The organism is Sorangium sp. So ce128 (assembly GCF_051525245.1).
GTDB lineage: Bacteria > Myxococcota_A > Polyangia > Polyangiales > Polyangiaceae > Sorangium > Sorangium cellulosum_B.
The window spans coordinates 11,840,866-11,859,512 of sequence record NZ_CP150313.1; the positions used below are offsets into that span (position 1 = coordinate 11,840,866).

The 18,647-nt window shown below is 71.4% G+C and carries 14 protein-coding genes; 8 read left to right on the forward strand and 6 right to left on the reverse strand.

Translation table 11 applies throughout. The features are described 5' to 3' along the window. Positions 1–192 precede the first annotated feature (192 nt). Together WME82_RS44855 and aspS are read right to left on the reverse strand one after the other, a co-directional pair. Positions 193–1,578: a DUF4388 domain-containing protein gene (locus tag WME82_RS44855; protein WP_437742537.1), complete on the reverse strand. Its 1,386-nt coding sequence runs from the start codon at positions 1,576–1,578 to the stop codon at positions 193–195. Between the two features lie 199 nt (positions 1,579–1,777). After that, positions 1,778–3,727, reverse strand: a complete 1,950-nt coding sequence (gene aspS / locus WME82_RS44860) for an aspartate--tRNA ligase (protein WP_438040329.1) — start codon at positions 3,725–3,727, stop codon at positions 1,778–1,780. Positions 3,728–3,907: 180 nt separating this feature from the next. Between aspS and WME82_RS44865 the strand changes: the two genes are divergently transcribed. After that, positions 3,908–5,896, forward strand: a complete 1,989-nt coding sequence (locus WME82_RS44865) for a hypothetical protein (protein WP_438040330.1) — start codon at positions 3,908–3,910, stop codon at positions 5,894–5,896. Positions 5,897–5,989: 93 nt separating this feature from the next. On the opposite strand, the gene WME82_RS44870 is transcribed toward WME82_RS44865, so the two are convergent. From WME82_RS44870 to WME82_RS44880, 3 genes are read right to left on the reverse strand one after another with little or no spacing between them, the layout of a single operon-like run. Beyond that, the gene (locus WME82_RS44870) at positions 5,990–8,164 is read right to left on the reverse strand and encodes a transglutaminaseTgpA domain-containing protein (RefSeq protein ID WP_438040331.1); all 2,175 of its coding nucleotides are present in this window, start codon (positions 8,162–8,164) and stop codon (positions 5,990–5,992) included. Then, the gene (locus WME82_RS44875) at positions 8,161–9,381 is read right to left on the reverse strand and encodes a DUF58 domain-containing protein (RefSeq protein ID WP_438040332.1); all 1,221 of its coding nucleotides are present in this window, start codon (positions 9,379–9,381) and stop codon (positions 8,161–8,163) included. Before WME82_RS44875 ends, WME82_RS44870 begins: the two co-directional genes overlap by 4 nt. A 10-nt stretch (positions 9,382–9,391) precedes the next feature. Next, entirely contained in the window at positions 9,392–10,357 is a 966-nt protein-coding gene (locus WME82_RS44880) for an AAA family ATPase (RefSeq protein ID WP_437763309.1), read from the reverse strand. 478 nt (positions 10,358–10,835) lie between these two features. On the opposite strand from WME82_RS44880, the gene WME82_RS44885 reads away from it, so the two are divergent. From WME82_RS44885 to WME82_RS44910, 6 genes are all read left to right on the forward strand, one after another. Further along, positions 10,836–11,810, forward strand: a complete 975-nt coding sequence (locus WME82_RS44885) for a decaprenyl-phosphate phosphoribosyltransferase (protein WP_438040333.1) — start codon at positions 10,836–10,838, stop codon at positions 11,808–11,810. Next, the gene (locus WME82_RS44890) at positions 11,810–12,550 is read left to right on the forward strand and encodes a CPBP family glutamic-type intramembrane protease (RefSeq protein WP_437742543.1); all 741 of its coding nucleotides are present in this window, start codon (positions 11,810–11,812) and stop codon (positions 12,548–12,550) included. Before WME82_RS44885 ends, WME82_RS44890 begins: the two co-directional genes overlap by 1 nt. A gap of 101 nt (positions 12,551–12,651) precedes the next feature. Further along, complete coding sequence (locus WME82_RS44895; protein WP_437742544.1) at positions 12,652–13,314, forward strand: NUDIX hydrolase; 663 nt, start codon at positions 12,652–12,654, stop codon at positions 13,312–13,314. Continuing rightward, complete coding sequence (locus WME82_RS44900; protein ID WP_437854540.1) at positions 13,314–14,261, forward strand: NAD(+)/NADH kinase; 948 nt, start codon at positions 13,314–13,316, stop codon at positions 14,259–14,261. Before WME82_RS44895 ends, WME82_RS44900 begins: the two co-directional genes overlap by 1 nt. Before the next feature lie 310 nt (positions 14,262–14,571). Next, positions 14,572–14,907, forward strand: a complete 336-nt coding sequence (locus WME82_RS44905; RefSeq protein WP_012240887.1) for an HU family DNA-binding protein — start codon at positions 14,572–14,574, stop codon at positions 14,905–14,907. A 149-nt stretch (positions 14,908–15,056) separates the two neighbouring features. Continuing rightward, positions 15,057–16,493 carry an ABC1 kinase family protein gene (locus tag WME82_RS44910; RefSeq protein ID WP_438040334.1) on the forward strand — a complete coding sequence of 479 codons (1,437 nt, stop codon included), beginning with the start codon at positions 15,057–15,059 and terminating at the stop codon, positions 16,491–16,493. Positions 16,494–16,571: 78 nt separating this feature from the next. On the opposite strand, the gene WME82_RS44915 is transcribed toward WME82_RS44910, so the two are convergent. Beyond that, positions 16,572–17,243, reverse strand: a complete 672-nt coding sequence (locus WME82_RS44915; protein WP_437713092.1) for a hypothetical protein — start codon at positions 17,241–17,243, stop codon at positions 16,572–16,574. 76 nt (positions 17,244–17,319) lie between these two features. Here WME82_RS44915 and WME82_RS44920 point away from each other — a divergent pair, with 76 nt between their 5' ends. After that, positions 17,320–18,621: a citrate synthase gene (locus WME82_RS44920; RefSeq protein WP_437296081.1), complete on the forward strand. Its 1,302-nt coding sequence runs from the start codon at positions 17,320–17,322 to the stop codon at positions 18,619–18,621. The last annotated feature ends 26 nt before the right edge of the window (positions 18,622–18,647 follow it).

An 18,647-nucleotide genomic window follows, 5' to 3' on the forward strand; every position in this document is an offset into this window, starting at 1 on the left:
GCGCTACGCCCGTCGTGCGGCGGCCTGAGCACCGCGAACACGCGAACACGCGAACACAAACAGACGACCCGCGGGTGATGCGGGCCGCGCTCGCGCGCGCCGCTGCGGCGAGCAGCGCGTGGGTGGTCATCGCGCCGTCGCGGCCTCACGCGGGCCTCACGCGGGACCGCGTGGCCCTCGCGGCCCCGGCGCTCAGGCCGCCCTGGTCCTCAGCACCCGCGACTGGAGGAACTGGTAGATCGTCTTGATCGCGTCGAACGAGCCGACCGCGCTCTCCTTGATCACCTCGTTCACCGTGCGCGAGCCGTTGACCGCGCCGAGCACGAGCTGCTCGATGCGCGTCAGCTTGCCGGAGCCCACGCCGTCGAGCGCGACCTGGTCGACGACCACCACCTGGTCGAAGTTGATCGTCCCCTCCATGAGCCGCCACTCGTCGACGCGCCGGAACCCCTCGAGGACCAGCGCGGACACCGGGAGGCCGAGGTGCGCCTGCTCGACCTCGGGGCGGAACGGCTCGCGCGTGAACGAGAAGCGACCGTAGGGCCAGCGCAGCACCTCGTAGATGAGCTCGCTCGACTGCCGCTCCAGCACGGCGATGAGATCGTCGTTCGTCGCGACGCCGGCCTCCACGAGCACCTGGCCGAGCAGGGCGTGCGGCCGCTTCGCGCGGAGCAGCGCCTCGAGCCGCTCCCGCGTCAGGAGCCCGCGCTCGATGAAGTAGCGGCCCAGCTTGAACTCGTCCGACGAGTTGCGCGCCTGCACCAGATCGATGAGCCCCTGGCGGAGCGAGATCGTGACCGACGCGCGGTTCGTGGTCACCCGGAGCACGCCCGTCTGCCGCTGCATCTGGAGCAGCTGGAGGATCTCGGCGAGCGGGATCGCCGAGACGTCGCCGCTCATCACCTCCTTCGCGTCCGCGGGCGTATCGTCGAGATCGCGGAGCGTCAGGGTCAGCTTGGAGACGACCTCGCTCGTCATCACGCGGGCGACCGCCTGCATCACCGCGGCCTCGTTGGTCCGCGCCTCGGGCGAGAGGCTCATGATCGCCGGCGTCATCACCGTCGACAGCTGCTGCGCGAACTCCGCGCCGGTGCGCTGGCGCATGTTCCTGGCGAGGAGGCTCGGCCGCACGCTCTCGGCGATCGTGTCCTCGTCGGGCATCTTCGCGCCCTCGGGCACGGGCCGCGCGCGCCCCTCCGCCGCCTTCGAGAGCGCGCCCTCGATCACCGCGACCAGCGCGCGCGCGTCGAACGGCTTGGTGATCGCGTCGACGGCGCCGGTCTGCTGGACGAACTGCCCCCTGAGCTTGTCGCCCTTGGCGCTCATCAGGACCACGGGCACGTTGCGGTGCGACGGGTTCGAGCGGAGCTCCCGGCAGAAGGCGTAGCCGTTCATCCTCGGCATCACGAAATCGAGGAGGACGAGGTCGTATTTCGGCCCCTTCTTGACCAGCTCGATCCCCGCGAGCCCGTCGCGCGCCACGGTCGGGTCGAACCCATTGCGAGCGAGGATGGCGCTGACGACCTTCAGGATGGTCGGGCTGTCATCGACAACGAGGACTCGCGCCGGGGAGGCCATGGCGAAGGATACAGGCCCTACCCTACCAGAAGTGCGCGGCCTGCAAACATAAAGGCCAACGCGGACGGCCACGCGCGGCGAGGCAGAGCACAGCGAGCGCGGTCGCGGAGGCGCGCGCGACCGGCGAGAGGCCCGCCGCGCCGCCGCGCCGCCGCCGCCGGAGGTGCGCCCGATCGCGCGCGCGTCCCCCGACTTGGCATCAGGCGCCGGCGCTGCCGGTGCCCGTCGCGCCCTGCCGGACGTCCGCGGCCGCGACCGCCGTCTTCACGTGAAGCTCGGTGAGCTGCGCGGCGTCGACGATCACGGGCGCGCCGGTCATCTGATCCGTGCCCTGGTTGGTCTTCGGGAACGGGATGACGTCCCTGAGCGTCGGCGCGCCGCTGAGCAGCATCGCGAGCCGGTCCATGCCGAGCGCGATGCCGCCGTGCGGGGGCGCCCCGCTGCGGAGCGCGTCCAGGAGGAACCCGAACTTGTCGCGCGCGTCGTTCTCGTCGATGCCCAGCGTCTTGAAGACGCGCGCCTGCACCTCGGGATCGTGCAGCCGGATCGAGCCGCCGCCGATCTCGAACCCGTTCAGCACGAGATCGTAGCGGTAACACTCCACGCGCGCCGGATCGCTCTCGAGGAGCGCGACGTGCTCGTCGATCGGCCGCGTGAACGCGTGGTGCGCGGCGGCCCAGCGCCCCGTGTCCTCGTCGAACTCGAACAGAGGTGGGTTGGTCACCCAGAGGAACCTCCACTGGTCGCCATGCCCGTACTCCGGGATAAGCCCCATCTTCTTCGCGACGTCGATGCGGAGCTTCGCCATCACGGTGTGCACAACGGCTTCCTTGCCGAACTGGAAGCAGAGGACGTCGCCCGGCTTGGCGCCGAGCACCTCGTTCAGCTTCTGCCGGAGCTCCGGCGTGATCGACTTCGTGAGCGGCGACTGCGTCCAGGAGCCGTCCTCGGCGAGCTTGGCGCGCGCGAGGCCGCGGAAGCCCTTCACGTCGCGGAGCCCGCGCTCGAGATCCTCGGTCTGCTGGCGGGACAGGTTGGCGCTCGCCGGGATCACGAGCCCCTTCACGATCTCGGCGGGCAGGTCGCGCCGCAGCTTGCCGGACTTGAACTTCTCGGCGAGCTCGACCCAGAACGGCACCCCGCCGCCGTTGTGCTCGATGATGAGGTCCGTGAGGTCGGTGTGCTCGATCCCGAAGCGGAGGTCGGGCTTGTCGTTGCCGAAGCGGCGCATCGACTCGGCGTACGGCATGCGCGGGAAGCGGCCGGTCGGGTAGAGCTCGGTGAGGTCCTTGCCGAGGGCGGCCTTGAACACCGCGAAGACGAGCCCCTCCATCAGCCCGAAGACGTCGTCCTGGTTCACGAACGACAGCTCGACGTCGATCTGGGTGAACTCCGGCTGCCGGTCGATGCGCAGGTCCTCGTCCCGGAAGCACTTCACGATCTGGAAGTAGCGGTCGAAGCCCGCGACCATGAAGAGCTGCTTGTAGAGCTGCGGGCTCTCGGCGAGCGCGTAGAACTTCCCGGCCGAGATCCGCGAGGGGACGAGGAAGTTGCGCGCCCCGCCCGGCGTGTACTTCACGAGGAAGGGCGTCTCGAGCTCGAGGCAGCCGTTGTCCGACAGGTAATTGCGCGTCGTCCGGTTGATCTCGTGGCGCATCCGCAGCGCCCGCTGGAGCGGGGCGCGGCGCAGGTCGAGGTACCGGTGCTGCAAGCGGATCTCCTCGCGCGTCTCGATCTCGTCCGCGATCTCGAACGGCGGCGTCTCCGCCCTGTTGAAGATCGTCGCCTCGGCGACCCAGACCTCGATGGCCCCCGTGTCGATCTTGTCGTTCACGTTGCCTTCTCGGCTGACCACGACGCCCCGGACGCCGATGACCCACTCGGATCGGGCCCGCTCGGCGGCGGCGTGCGCGTCGACGAGGTCCTTCTCCTCCACCTTCAGGCCGTGCTTCCTGATCGCCTCGAGGTAGCTGCGATCGAAGACGATCTGCGTCACGCCGGTGCGGTCGCGGAGGTCGATGAAGATGCAACCGCCGTGATCGCGGCGCCGCGCGACCCAGCCGAACAGCACGACCTGCTTGCCAATGTCCGCCTCGCGCAGATCGCCGCAGCGGTGCGTCCTCTTGAGCTCATCGATGAAACGGGACACGAGCCGACCTCCGATTTTCCGTGGAAGGGGCGACTCTAGCCCAGGTCGCCGCTCACCGCCTCTCCGTATCCTCCGCGCCGTGCGCGCGCGGATCGGCCCCGCGCGCGCCGCCGAACCGCGCGCGGCGCCGGGGTGCGCTGGAACTTGGCCCGGCCGCGGCCGATCTGGCATGGCCGCTCGGTGGGCTCCGGAGAGAAACGCTGCTGGCTCGATCGGTCGCTCGCCTTGCTGTCGGCCGCGCTGCCCTTCGGGCTGTCGCTGGGCCGCGCCGCCTCTTCCGGGCAATGGCGGGAAGATCTCACGGCCGTCCGGGATCTCGGCCTCGTCGCGGTCGGCGTGGGCGGCGGCCTGTCGACGGCGCTCTCGCAGGCGCTGAGCCTGCTCCCGCTGGGCTCCCGCACCTTCCGCACCGCCCTCGGATCGGCGCTCGCGCTCGCGCTCGCGTCGCGCCTGCTCTACGGGATGGTCCGCCGCCTCCTCCTGGAGTCCGCGCGGCCGGCGCCCCTCCCGGGGCTCTCGCTCTGGCGCAAGCTCCGCGGCGGCGCAGCCGAGCCGACCCCCGCCGGCGCGCGATCCACGCCCGCCACGCCCGCCGCGCCGGACACGCTCGGCGGCGCCGTGAGCCCGCGGCTCGCCTCGGTGCTCTCCGCGATCGCCGTGCTCACGGCGGCCCTGTCGCCGACCTGGCAGCGCGAGGCGACGGTCGGCGGCGGCGCCATGATCGCCACCTGCTGCGCGCTCGTGACGCTCGCGCTCGCGTCGACGTGCGCCGAGCAGGCGCGGCACGCCGGGCGCGCGTGGATCGCGCTCGGCGCGCTCCTCGGGGCCACGTTCGCCGAGAGCCCCCCCGCAGGCCTCGCCGCTTTTGCGGCGTCGTACGCGATGTTCCTCGCGCGCGGCGGCGCCCAGCGCGCGGGCGGGCGCCCCGCCGAGGCCTCGGCCGGCGGCCCGCCCCGGCGCATGCTGGGCGCCGCCGCCGGCGCGGGGGCGCTCACGGCCGCGCTCCTGCTCGCGCCGCTCGTGCTCAGGCCGCTCGCGCCGCGCGCCTGGGCCGACATCGGCCGCGCGCTCACGGCCGGCAGCCTCGCCGCCCTCGACGTCGCGAGCGCCCGCACCACGGCGCTCGCCGCGTGGAGCCGCGAGATCGGCGTCGTCTCCCTGCTCGTCGCCGCGGCCGGGCTCTCGCTCTCGCTCCTGCGCCCGCGCGCGCGGTGGCTCGTCGCGCCCTTCCTCGTCCTGCTCGCGCTCGACACCCTCCTGCCCGCGCGGGCTGCCGGCGTGCTCTCCGCGGATCCGCTCACCCCCCTGCGCTCGCTCGCGGTCGCGGCGATCGCCGTCGGCTCGGCGCTCGGGGCGCACGCCGCGGTGCGGGCGCTGCTCCACACGCGCGTGCCGTTCTCGCGGAGCGGCGCGGCGCTGCTCGTCGTCTTCCAGCTGACGCTGGTCGCGCTGACGAGCGAGGAGGCAGGCTTCGCCGCCGATCGGAGCGAGCAGACGGCCGCCGAGGTCTGGACGGACGAGGCGTACGGGAGCCTCGATCCCGGGTCCGCGATCCTCGTGCGATCCCCGGCGATCACGTGGCGGGTGTGGGCGGCGCGGATCACGCGCGGCGAGCGGCCGGATGTCCTCGTGGTCCCGATCCCGCTGCTCGATCGCGGCCACGTCGCCGCGAGCCTGCTCGCCGACGAGCGCAAGCTCGCGCCGCTCCTGCGCGACTTCGCGCTCGCGGGCGAGCCCGGCGAGTTCGCCCTCTCCACGCTGGCCGACGTCCGGCCGCTCCACGTGGAGCTCGATCCGCGCTGGTCCAAGAAGCTGCTCGGCCACCTGAACGTCGCCGGCATCTGGCTCGAGTACGCCCCGCAGCCGCTCGGCGCCTCGGATCGCAAGCTGGCGACGGCGCAGTCGATCGTGCCGCTCAGGCGCGTGCTCGAGTCGCTCTCGATCGCCGCGGTGCCGGACACGTCGACGGCGGCCGTCCTCGCGTCCACGATGCGAAGCCAGTCGGACGTCGTGAGCCTCCTCGGCGAGCGCGTCGTGGCGCAGTCGTTCCTCGACCGGCTGGGCGAGCTCGCGCCCGAGGATCCGTTCATCTCCGGCGGCCCGAGCCGCCGCGCCGTCGCCGGTATCCGGCAGGCGTTCATCGCGAAGCGACCTTTGCGCCGCCGTTGATGCGGTCCGCGCGGCTGGAGCAGCGCGCGCGGCGCAACGCGCGTGGCCCGCGCGCCGCGGCTCCGGGCGCGCCGCGCGTCTCCTCGGCCGCGATCAGGTCGACGCGGCGAGCCCGCCCTCGCTCGCAGAGCGCGCTCGCCGCTCCGCCCCGCGCAGCGCCTTGACCCGCCGCTCGAAGTCGCGGCTGTCGTCCTCCGAGAGCGTCGCCCCGCCGAAGCGGGCGCGCAGGTAGACCTGCGTGAGCGTCAGGATCTCGCGCGCCAGCGGGTGCTCCGCGAGCTCAAGCGCCTCGGCGTGGCGCAGCGGCGGCAGGCTGGGCGGGCGCGGCACGCCCTGGACGAGCATGGCGGCCTCCAGGCTCTCGTAGAGCGCCGTCGCCAGGATCGCGCTCGGGGTGCGCCCGGCGTCCGCGCGGCGCTCCTCGCGCCCGCGGCGCGTGCGGCGGAAGCGCCAGTAGAGCACGCCGCCGCCCAGCGCGAGCGCGACGGCGGCGACGGCGAGGATCCGCGGGCGCGACAGCGAGAGGTCGCCGCTCGATCCGGGCCTCCGGTAGCGCGACGTCAGCGTCTGGAGCAGGCCCACCTGCTGGTTCAGGTCGTAGCCGACGACGTGCCTGTCCCAGCGCTGGCTCGTCGCCTCGATGAAGTCGCGGAGGTACGCCCAGGCCCCGACCAGCTCGCTCTTCGGCGCCGCGTCGGCCGGCGGCGTCGGGTCGAACGTCATCCACCCCTCGCCGTCGAGGTACACCTCGACCCACGAGTGGGCGTCGCCCTGGCGCACCGCATAGAACCGCCCGAAGCGGTTGTAGGTGCCGCCGACGAAGCCGGTCACGTTGCGCGTCGGGACGTCCACCGCGCGCAGCAGGATGGCCATCGCGGTCGAGTAGAACTCGCAGTGCCCGCGCTTCGACTCGAACAGGAAATGATCGAGCGGCTGCGGGTCCGCGCCCGACGGCGACGCAAGGTCGTACCGGTACTCCGTGCGCAGGTGCTCCTGGATCGCCCGCGCCCGATCGGCCGGACGATCCACGCCTTGCGTCCACTGTTGCGCGAGATCGAAGACGCGCGACGGCAGATCCCTCGGGAGCTCCAGGTAGCGCCTCCGCTCGGCGCCGGGGAGGCGCTGGAAGGTCGGCGCCCGCTTCCGCGACAGGAAGACGTCGTAGACCAGCCCGCGATCGTCCGTGGGCTGGTACCTGAGCTCCCCCTCCGGCCCGCGGTAGGCCATCGTGCCTGCGTCGACCCCGAGCTGCCCGCGGTGCTTGAGCCGGAGCCCCGTCGCGTTCGGCGGGAGGAAGATCACGGGCGGATCGATGGGCTCGAGATCGATGCGCATCACCGGGTCGACCGCCGGGTCGGGGTACCGCTCGATCGGCACGAGCCCCCCGTCGCTCTCCGCGGGGCGCTTGAACATCTCGCTCTGGGTCCAGGTGCGGCCGTCGTACGCGTCGAGCGCGGTGCCGCGCAGGTGCATGGTGAGGCGCGGGGGCGGCGGCTCCGGGAGCTCGGGGATCTCGACCCGCATCGCCAGCTTGGGGTCGCTGCGCAGCACGCCGACCGCGCCGAGGTCGACCTTGCCCGAGAAGCCGATCATCCGCCCGGTGTGGCCGCGGTTGAGCAGGAGCAGCGAGAGGCCGACGCGCGGGAAGATCACGAACAGGAGCGCGGTGAAGGCGAAGATCGGGACCGAGAGCAGGCAGGTGACGGCCAGGAACGAGCGCCCGACGACCCGCCTCGAGCGCAGGATGCGCGGCACGTCCACGGGCAGCCCCGTCCGGTCGCGCGCCCCCTGCCGGTAGTTGCCCTCGACCTCGCGCCGCAGGTGGCTGAGCACGAGCGCGCCCGGCGCGACGACGAGCACCCCCAGGAAGCACAGCCCGTAGCCCATGCCGCCGCCGAGGACGGTCCCGGCGATGAGGTGCAGCAGCGCGAGCACGATGACCTGCTGGTCGTGCGCCGCCCCTTTGCGCGTCGCGAGCCGGATGATCTGCAGCGCGGCGGCGAACTCCACGAGCACGTCGAGCACGCTCGCGTCGGTGGCGACGATGCGGACCACCTGGACGGCGATGACGGCCAGCAGGATGCCCGTGTCGAGGTGGCGGAGCGCCGGGTGCCGCTGCCACGACTCGCGCACGACGAGCGCGAGCCCGAGGCAGATGAGGATCGCCCAGCTCACGTAGCGGTTGAACTGCCCGCTCGCGACGAGGGCGATGACGCCGAGCGCCGCGAGCGCGTCGGTCATGACCCGGTGCACCATCCCGAACCTCACGACGCGCTCCTCGGCGCGCCGGCGCGGCGCTCACCGCTGCTCGGGCTCGGGCTCGATCCCTGGCGCAGCGGCGCGCGGGCGTTGCGCTCGGGCGCCCGGCCGTCGTCGACCGCATCGAGCAGCGCCAGGAAGCGGAGGATCGCGTCGGAGCCGATGTTGCGATCGCCGCGCACCCGCTCGCCCAGCGTCGTCGCGACGACCACGGCGTCGCCGCGCTTGACGTGGGCGACGGCGCGCGACGCCGCCTCGCGGATCCTGCGCTCGAAGGTCGGCGCGAACGCGTCGCCCTCCCCGGCGGGGCGCACCGTGTCGACGACGATCTGCACGTCCGGTCGCGTCTCGCGGGTGCGCTCGCGCAGCACCAGCTGGTCGCGCATCGTGCTCTTCTTCCAGTAGATGTCGCGCGGATCGTCCCCCTCGCGCATCGGCCGGAGGCCGAACGTCTCGTCGCCGCCCCCGCGCCCGCTGAGGCTCGCGCCGCCCTCGCGCCGGCCCGCGTCCTCGACGGGGAGCCGGACCGGATCGACCGCGGGGTAGATGATGAGGTCGCCCTCGGCCTCGACCTCCCTCGATTTCTCGAACAGCCCGAAGGGAAAGCGGGTCGCGATGCGGAACCCGGTGTGCCGGTCGCGGCCGCGCCTCGCCGGCGTCCGCCGGTACGCGGCCACCTGCGCGCTGGAGGGGCTGATCTTCAGGAAGAAGCAGCGCTTGTCGGCCGGCTGGCCGGCGCGCAGATCCTCGACCTCGATCGCATACGACGGCACGCGCTTCTTGTGGTTGTAGACCTCGATCTCGACGAGGTGAGCCCGGCCCACCTGGGCGCGGGCCGGGAGCCGCCGGGTCACCGTGAGGTGCTGCAGCGACAGATCGCTCATCACGCCGGAGACGACGATCAGCGACAGCAGCATGCCGAGCAGCAGGTAGAGGAGGTTGTTGCCCGTGTTGATCGCCGCGAAGCCGACGCCCAGCGTGATCCCGAGGTAGTACTTTCCTTCCCGGGTGAACTTGAGCTTCCGGGGCGGCCTCAGGAAGAGCAGGACCCTCGTCCACAACGACGCCTTGTCCCCGCGCGGGGGCAGCAGCGGGCGCTGCTCGACCAGCGGCCTGTCGCGCCTCGGCTTGCTCGGCCGGACGGCGGTCCGCGCCGCTGCGCCGGCGCGCTCTGCGCCGCGGGAGCTGCCGCTGAGAGATCCCCGCTCCCTGTCCTCTGCGCCCATCGCCCACCCCTCAGAGGGGGACCGGCACCCGCGCCACGAGATCACGCACCGCCGCCTCGCACTCGTCGCGGGTCGGCATGTAGCCCTCCGCGTGGGCCGAGAGCCGGACCCGGTGCGCCAGCACGGCCACCGCAAGGTTGTGGATGTCGTCCGCGATACAGTACGAGCGTCCGTGGAGGACCGCGCGCCCCCGGGCCGCGCGCGCCAGGTTCATGCCGGCGCGCGGCGATGCGCCCAGCGAGAGGGTCGGGCTCGACCGCGTGGCCGTGAGCACCGCCTGCAGGTAGGTCGCGAGCGACGAGTCGAGCTCGACGCGATCGACCTCGCGCTGCAGGGCGACGAGCTGGGCCGGATCGATGATCTGCGGCACGTTCCGCGCCCGGTCGGGCTCGCCGCCCTGGAGGAGCAGCCGCATCTCGACCTGCGGCGGCGGGTACCCGATCCGGATCCGCACCATGAACCGGTCGAGCTGCGACTCCGGCAGCGGGAACGTGCCCGCGAAATCCTGCGGGTTCTGGGTCGCGAGCACGAAGAAGGGGTACGGCAGCGGCGTCGCCGTCCCCTCGATGGACACCTGCCCCTCGTTCATCGCCTCGAGCAGCGCCGACTGCGTCCGGGGGCTCGCCCGGTTGATCTCGTCGGCGAGCAGCACGTTCGCGAAGATCGGCCCCTGCCGGAAGACGAACTGCCCGAGCCGCTGGTCGAAGACGCTGACCCCGAGGACGTCGCTCGGCAGGAGATCGCTGGTGAACTGAACGCGACGGAGCTCGCCCCCAACGGCCTTGGCCAGCGCTCGGGCCAGCGTCGTCTTGCCGACGCCGGGGACGTCCTCGATGAGGACATGGCCCCGGGCGAGCAGCGCGATGAGCGCCAGCTCGACCGCCTCTGGCTTCCCTTCGAGGGCCTGCTCCACGGCAGAGCGAAGCTTCAGGAGAAGAGGCGAAGCTTCACGCGCGACCGAGAGCGCTGATGTCATCGGGGGCGATGGTAGCACGAGGTCACGGCGCGCCTGCGGGGATGCGCATTTTGCGTTCCACGAGCCGGGCTGGCGGGTGCGAACCCAGATTCGCGACCTCACCGCGAGGCCGCCGGACCGGGTGCGCTGCGCCACGTTCTTCCCGGTTCGTGGCCTGGAGGGGTGGAGGGGCTTCGGCGCTGCCGCTGGCGCTCGGTTTCGTCGGTCCCGGGCGCCAGCGCCCCCTGTGCTTTTAACTTGCCGCGGAATGGCCGGGACCAGGGCGCCCGAGTATGCTCCGCGCGCCGTGACCGCCTCGGGGCCCTTTTTTCGCAACAGTGCCGCAGGCTTCCCTGATCAGGAGGCGCCCGGCGCCGAGGCTCGCCCGGATGCGGGCGCGCCGGACGCGCCGGCGCCTGCCGAGCAGGGCGGCTCGCCCGCTTCGGTGAGCTCCGTCCTCGCCGGCAAGCCTCCGTCGTCGCCTCCGCGGAGCGCCGGCGTGCCGAGCTCCCGTCCGCCGGAGAGCGGGCCCCCCTCGGGCGGCTTGATAGCGCAGCCGCCCCTGTTGCCCGACTCGCCGAGGGGGACGCTGCTCTGGCGTGTGCGCGGGATGGTCCGCGCGATGCGGCCCCACCAGTGGGTGAAGAACCTCTTCGTCCTCGCCCCCGTGGTGTTCGCCAAGCACCTGACCCACCCCTCGATCATCACGAGCGCGATCGGGGCCTTCGCGATCTTCTGCCTGCTCGCCGGCGCCGTCTACATCCTGAACGACATCGTCGACGTCGAGGCCGATCGGGTCCACCCGGTCAAGCGCTTCCGGCCGATCGCCTCGGGCCGCGTGCCGATCCCGGTCGCCAAGGCGATGGCGGTCGGCCTCGCGGTCATCGCGCTCGGCGCGAGCCTGCTCGGCCCGCCGCTCTTCGCGGTCGTCGCCGCCAGCTACTACGTCCTCAACGTCGCCTACTCGTTCCGGCTCAAGAAGATCGCCTACCTCGACGTCGGCTGCATCGCGATCTTCTTCGTGCTGCGCGTGCTCGCAGGCGGCTTCGCGACGAGGACGCCGCTCTCCGGCTTCATGATCGCCTGCACCGCGCTGCTCGCGCTCTTCCTCGGCTTCGGCAAGCGCCGCCACGAGCTCGCCTCGGCCAACGCCTCGAAGCAGCGCGCGGCGCTCGACGGCTACTCGCCTTCCGCCCTGACGGCGGCGCTCGCCGTGACGGGCCTCGCCACCTTCGCCACCTACCTGGCGTACACGCTCGACCACGACACGCAGCGGTTCTTCCAGAACCCGTACCTCTGGCTCACGGCGATCCACCCGCTCTTCGGCGGGATCCGGTTCCTCCAGCTCGTGGCCGGCAGCGCGAGGTCGGAGAGCCCCACCCAGGAGATCCTCCGGGACACGCCCTTCGTGCTGAACGTCGTCATGTGGTCGGCCGAGGTGCTGGTGATCGTGTACCGCCTGAGGCCGTCCTGATGCTCGGCGCCGGACCGGAGCTCGCCCGGCCGGGGGCGGCCCCTGCCGGCGACAAGCCCACCGCGAAGAGCGATGCGCTGACCGATCTCGCGCTGACGATGCCGATCTTCGTCCTGTATCACCTCGGCGTCGCCTTCCTCCCCATCCGCAACGCGGCGGATCCGGTCACCGCCGAGCTCCGCGCGCTGGCCAAGCACAGCCTCCCGCTCTACGCGGGCCTCACCGTCGCCGTCGGGGCCGCGTTCGTCCTCGTCCTTTCCATCCTCGGCCGCGGCCACGCCCTCCAGACGAGGCGCTTTGCGCTGCTCGCCGCCGAGGGCGCGCTCTACGCCATCCTGATGCGCTTCGCCGGCTCCTATGTGGTCGGCTCCCTCCGGCTGGGGCCGCCCGCCGCGTCGAACGACATCTTCACCGGGGTCGTGATGTCGCTCGGCGCCGGCTTCTACGAGGAGATCGCCTTCCGCGCCGGCCTCTACGGGCTGGGCGCGCTCGGGATCAAGTTCTTCTTCGGCAGGGGGGTCCAGGGGGTGGTGCTGATGGTCGGCTGGGCGGTCGTGGCCGCCGCCGTCTTCTCCGGCTGGCACTATGTCGGGTCGCTGGGCGATCCCTGGAACCTCCCCTCCTTCGTGTTCCGCATGGTGTGCGGGCTCGTTCTCACGGCGATCTACGTCTTCCGCGGCTTCGCGCCGGCCGTCTGGACCCACGCGCTCTACGACGTCTGGGTCCTCGTGCTCCGCTGAGCCCGAGGCCCCCCGGGCGCGGGGGCGAGGTCGCGCCGGGCGCGGGGACGAGGCGCATCGCGATCGGCGGCCGTTTGGCGCTATGCTTTGCGCCTCGACGCATGCGGCTACCTCCCTTCCCGAAGCTCGCTCTCAAGCTGGTCCGGACGGTCCCCTCGCTGGACGGCCCTGGTTTCCTCAACGTGCGACGCCAGGTGTTCCGCGTCGAGTTCCCGGACGGCTCGCTGAGCGACCCGTTCACCTACGACAGCGTCGATCGCGCGCGCCTCGACGCGGTGGTGATCGCCCCGCACTACCGCGGCGCGGACGGGCGCCGTCACGTCTTCCTCCGCTCGGCGTTCCGGCCTCCGGCCGCGACCCGCCCGCCCGAGGCGTGGCCGATCCCGGAGGCGCCGACGCTCGGCGCGATCTGGGAGCTGCCCGCCGGGCTCGTCGAGCTCGACGAGCGGAGCCCGGAGGGCCTGCAGCGCTCCGCCGCGCGCGAGCTGCTCGAGGAGGTCGGCTTCGACGTGCCTCCGTCGGACCTCCACCCGCTCGGCCCGTCGACGTTCCCGGCGCCGGGCATGGTGGGCGAGCGGCACTTCTTCTTTCATGTCGAGGTCGACCCGGCTCGCCAGGGGACGCCGCTCGAGGACGGCTCTCCCCTCGAGCGGTTCGCGGCCATCGCGGCGGTCCCGCTCGACGAGGCGATCGAGCTCACCCGGCGCGGCGTGATCGAGGACGCGAAGACGGAGGTGGCGCTCCGGCGCCTCGCGGAGCTCTGATGGCGGAACGATCCCCCGCGCCCGCGCCGCGGCGTCCGCCCCGCGTCGCGCTCGTCGTGAAGCGCTCCGCCTGGAAGATTTACCGCGAGGAGCGGAAGGATCCGCGCATCACGCGGCTCATCGAGGCCGGCGACTCCGCGGTCGCGCGCCTCAAGGCGTCGCACGATGCGCACGAGCAGACCGTGCGCGAGGTCAAGGCGGCGCTCGACGACCTCGGGGTCCAGATCGATGTCGTCGCCAGCGCGGCCCAGTCCTTCGACGCGGGCGAGCTCGACCTCGTGATCACGGTCGGCGGCGACGGGACGCTCCTCAGCGCGTCCCACAACGTCGGCGACGTGCCGATCCTCGGTATCAACAGCGCGCCGGGCCACTCCGTCGGCTTCTTCTGCGGCGCGACGAGCGGCGACGCGGCGGACGCGATCGCGGGGGCGCTGAGCGGCTCGCTCCGCAGCACCGTGCTCACCCGCATGCAGGTCACGGTGAACGACAAGCTCGCCACGGGGCGCGTCCTGAACGACGCGCTCTTCTGCCACATCTCCCCCGCGGCCACGTCGCGTTACGTGCTCCGGCTCGGCCGGGCCGAGGAGGAGCAGAAGTCGAGCGGCTTCTGGATCGGTCCTGCGGCCGGGTCCACGGCCGCGCAGCGCTCCGCGGGCGGGCGCGTCCTGCCGCTCACGTCGAAGCGGCTCCAGCTCGTCGTCCGCGAGCCCTACACCCCCCACGGCGAGGAGTACCGCCTCCGTCACGCCTTGATCCAGCCGGGCGCCTCGCTCGTCGTGCGCAGCAAGACGCACGACGCGAAGCTCTTCTTCGACGGGCCGATCCACTCGGTCAGCGTCGGCTTCGGCGACGTCATCGAGTTCACGCAGGCGCCCCAGTCGCTGACGATCCTGGGCCTCTCAGCCAAGCGGAAGTGGGGCGCGGGCTCGGCGGTGAGCCGCCGCTAGGCCCGCCCGGGCGACCAGGATCGCCTTCAACGGAAGGGGTTCGGGTGATCTCCTACGGCGAGCGCCCGGCATGCGACCTCCCTCGCGGCGGGCGCGCGAGGCCTGAAGAGGGGGCGATTTGAGCTATTTTCCCGCGAATTTGACGGCCCGTGCCAGGGCCCCCCGGCCGTCCTTCCGGCGGAGCGGCGCGCCCCCCGGGGCATGAAACCCCTTCTTTTGTAGCTCCGATCGACGATTCGACACTGGATCTGCGGCGGCCGTTGTGGTTCCTTTGGCCCGCAAGAGGGCACAAACCTCAGGAGGAATGAACATGGCGGCCAAGAAGGCGGATGGGAAGAAGAGCACGTCGCTCAGCAAGAGCGCGCTGATCAACGCGGTGGTCGAGGCCAACGAGAACGAGATCTCGCGCAAGCAGGTCAAGGCGATCCTCGAGTCGCTGACCGACATCGCGTACAAGGAGCTCAAGAAGAACGGCATCTTCACGATGCCCGGCTTCGCGAAGTTCCGCGTCGTCAAGAAGCCCGCGACGAAGGCGCGCGAGGGGATCAACCCCTTCACGAAGCAGCCGATGACGTTCGCGGCCAAGCCGGCCAGCAAGTCGGTCCGCGCCCGCCCCATCAAGGCGATCAAGGACTCGCTCTCCTGAGCCTGCCCGGCTCGCCGGAGGGCTCGGCTGCGCGGCGGAGGTCCGCGGCGGCCCCCTCGCCGGGATTCACCCATCGCCGGCGGGCGAGGGCGAGCACCGCTGGCCCCGCGCGGCCCCTGCGGTAGCATGGTGCGGCTGCTTTGCCGCACATGACGCTCGCCGTCCGACTCTTCCGCGCGCTGCTCGCGTTCTCGGTCATCCTGACGAGCTACCTCATTCAGCTGGGGCTCGTGCGGGTGTTCGCGAGGCGCCTCGGGCGCGGCTCGCCTGCGGGTGAGCCGCCTCGCTGGCTCGTCGCGCGCCGCGCCCGCGTCGATCAGAACAACGCCCGGCGCCTGCTGCGCGCCATGCTCCAGCTGCGGGGCGTCTTCATCAAGCTCGGCCAGGTGCTGTCCATCATGGGCGGCTTCTTGCCTCGTGCTTATGGCAAGGAGCTCGAGCAGCTCCAGGACCAGGTGCCGCCGCACCCGTTCAGCGATCTCGAGGCCGCGCTGCGCGCGAGCTTCGGCCGCTCTGCGGGCGAGCTGTTCGCGTCGATCGAGCGCGCGCCGCTCGCGGCCGCGTCGCTGGGGCAGGTCCACGTCGCGCGCCTCCGCGACGGCCGCAAGGTCGCGGTCAAGTTCCTCTACCCAGGCATCCGCGGGATCATCGCCGTCGACCTGCGCGTCCTGCGCCTCGCGATCCTCGTCTACAAGCGGTTCGTCCCGGTGGGGCACATCGAGCGGGTGCACGAGTCGCTGGTCGATCTGCTCCGCCGGGAGACCGACTACCTGCACGAGGCCGCGTGCATGGAGCGGATGGCGCAGAACTTCGAGGGCGACGCGGGCATCGCGTTCCCGGAGGTCATCCACGAGCTCACGACGCGCGACGTGCTCACGATGACCTTCATGGAAGGAATCAAGATCACCCGCCTCGACGCGCTCCGGAGCGCGGGCGTCGAGCCCTCGGACGTCGCGCTCAGGCTCGTGCAGGCCTTCTACAAGATGCTCTTCGCGGATCGCTTCTTCCACGCCGATCCGCACCCGGGGAACTTCCTTGTCGCCGCGCGGCGCGCGGAGGAGGGCGGCGGCTTTCGCCTCGTCGTCCTCGACTTCGGCGCGAGCTGCGAGGCCCAGGACGAGCTCATCGACGGGCTGCTCGACATCCTGAAGGGCATCTTCGCGCAGGACGACGCGGCGGTCGTGCGCGGCTTCCGGAGGATGGGCTTCGTCGCGCCCGGGGGCAACGACGCGCTCCTCGAGAGGACCGTGAAGACCTACTTCGCGAAGCTGCTCAAGATCCGGGATCGCACGCCGGCGGCGCTGATGCGCGCCCGCCCCGAGCAGCTGGAGCGGCTCGCGGACCCCGAGCTGGAGCGCGGTGAGCTCCAGGAGCTGATGCGGTCGTTCGAGTACCCGGAGGACTGGTTCTATGTCGAGCGCGCGTGCGTGCTCCTCTTCTGGCTGGCCGCCCAGATCGATCCCCACCTCGATACGATGGCGGCCGGCTTCCCGTACCTGATGCCGCTGATGGCGCAGCGCGAGGCCAAGGCCGGGTCCGGCTCCGACGGGTCGGACCCGGCGCCGCGCCGCTCGCCTGCGGATTGAGCCGAGGGCCATCACCACGCTCAACACGCGTTTCGCGCGCGTTTCGCAGGTGTTTCATTTGCGCTCTTCGCCCGTGCGCTACCGTGTTGGGAGCGGGCTGAAGCGCGGGCCGGGGCGGGTGAGCCCGAGCTGCGCGAGGAAGGGCGCATAACTCGAGTCCCGATCAGCCATGATCTCCGCGAGCCTCATCTTGACTGCGGCGATCCCTGCCCCTTCAAGGCGTCGGTAATTGTCCTCGGCGGGGTCGACCGCAGGCTCGACGCCTGCCCCCGCGAGGACGGTCCCAGTATGGTTCAGCCCCTCTGGAATCGTTTGTACAAACGGATCTGGCGCGTGTCGGAGGAGACCGACGAGCCGGTGCGAGTTCGTCTCGTCCCCCGCCATCTCGGGGTGGAACGCGGCGAGCACCGGCGCGGGGCTGAGGCGCCGCCGCAGCTGTTCACCCAGGCGCGACGCGAAGCGCTCGAACTGGGGCGACGGAGCATGGATGCACGGGAAAACCAGGTGCACCACCGCGGAGTCGGCCTCCTCCATGACCGCCAGCGCCGTCTCCAGGACGGGCTCGCGATCGAGCAGGACGTAAAAGCGTCCGAATCCGGTTGCGGCGTCGCGCATGAACGGGCAGAGCCGGTAGCGAGCGACAACCTCGTCGGCGTAACGCCCGTGGACACGCCGCACCTCGGCCGCAAACCGAGGCGCCTCCGGGTGGTGGGCCAGCTCCCCCCGCACGACCGGCTCGCTCAAATGCATCACCTCATTTTCTCGGGGAAGCATTCTTCCCTCGGCCCGTGATAGCTTACGCCGCGCTGCGGCGGAAGGAGGAGGCGTGCAGGAGACCGCGAAGTTAACGCTGAAGAAGAACGGTGGGGAGCAGACGATCGAGTTGCCTGTGATCACGGGCACCGAAGGGGAGAAGGCGATCGACGTCGCGTCCCTTCGTTCGAAGACCGGGTACGTTTGCATCGACCCGGCCTTCGTCAATACGGCCTCGACCACGAGCTCCATCACGTTCCTCGATGGGGAGAAGGGCATCCTCCGCTACCGCGGCATCCCGATCGAGCAGCTCGGCGAGAAGTCGACCTTCGTGGAGACCTCGTACCTCCTCATCTACGGCAAGCTGCCGAGCAAGAGCGAGCTGTCCCGGTTCTCGACGCTGCTCACCCGGCACTCGCTGATCCACGAGGACATGAAGCGCTTCTTCGACGGCTACCCGTCGACGGCGCACCCCATGGCGATCCTGTCCGCGATGGTGCTCTCCCTGTCGAGCTACTACCCGGAAGCGATCGACGTGAAGAACACCGAGCACCTCGACATCACCATCGCGAGGTTGCTCTCCAAGGTGCGCACGATCGCGGCGTTCTCGTACAAGAAGTCGATCGGCCAGCCGTTCGTCTACCCGCACAACTCGCTCTCGTACTGTGCGAACTTCCTGAACATGATGTTCTCGGTCCCGGCGGAGCCGTACGAGATCGACGAGGACATCGTGAAGGTGCTGAACCTGCTCCTGATCCTGCACGCCGATCACGAGCAGAACTGCTCGACGTCGACGGTGCGCCTCGTCGGGAGCTCGAAGGCGAACCTCTTCGCCTCGGTCGCCGCTGGCATCTGCGCGCTCTGGGGCCCGCTCCACGGCGGCGCGAACCAGGAGGTCGTGACGATGCTCGAGGCGATCCGCGCGGACGGCGGCGACGTCTCGAAGTTCGTCAAGCTCGCGAAGGACAAGACCTCGAACTTCCGCCTGATGGGCTTCGGCCACCGCGTGTACAAGAACTACGATCCGCGCGCCGTCCTCATCAAGGCGGCGGCCGACAAGATCCTGGCGAAGCTCGGCATCAAGGATCCGCTGCTCGACATCGCGCAGCGCCTCGAGGAGACCGCGCTGAAGGATCCGTACTTCGTCGAGCGGAAGCTCTACCCGAACGTCGACTTCTACAGCGGCATCATCTACCGCGCGCTCGGCTTCCCCACGAACATGTTCACCGTCATGTTCGCGCTCGGGCGCCTCCCCGGCTGGATCGCCCACTGGAAGGAGATGAACGACGACCCGACCGGCAAGATCGGCCGTCCGCGGCAGATCTACACCGGCGAGAACGCCGTCGACTACACGCCGCTCGACGAGCGCGAGTGACCGCAGCGGGGCCCAGCGGCCCCGCC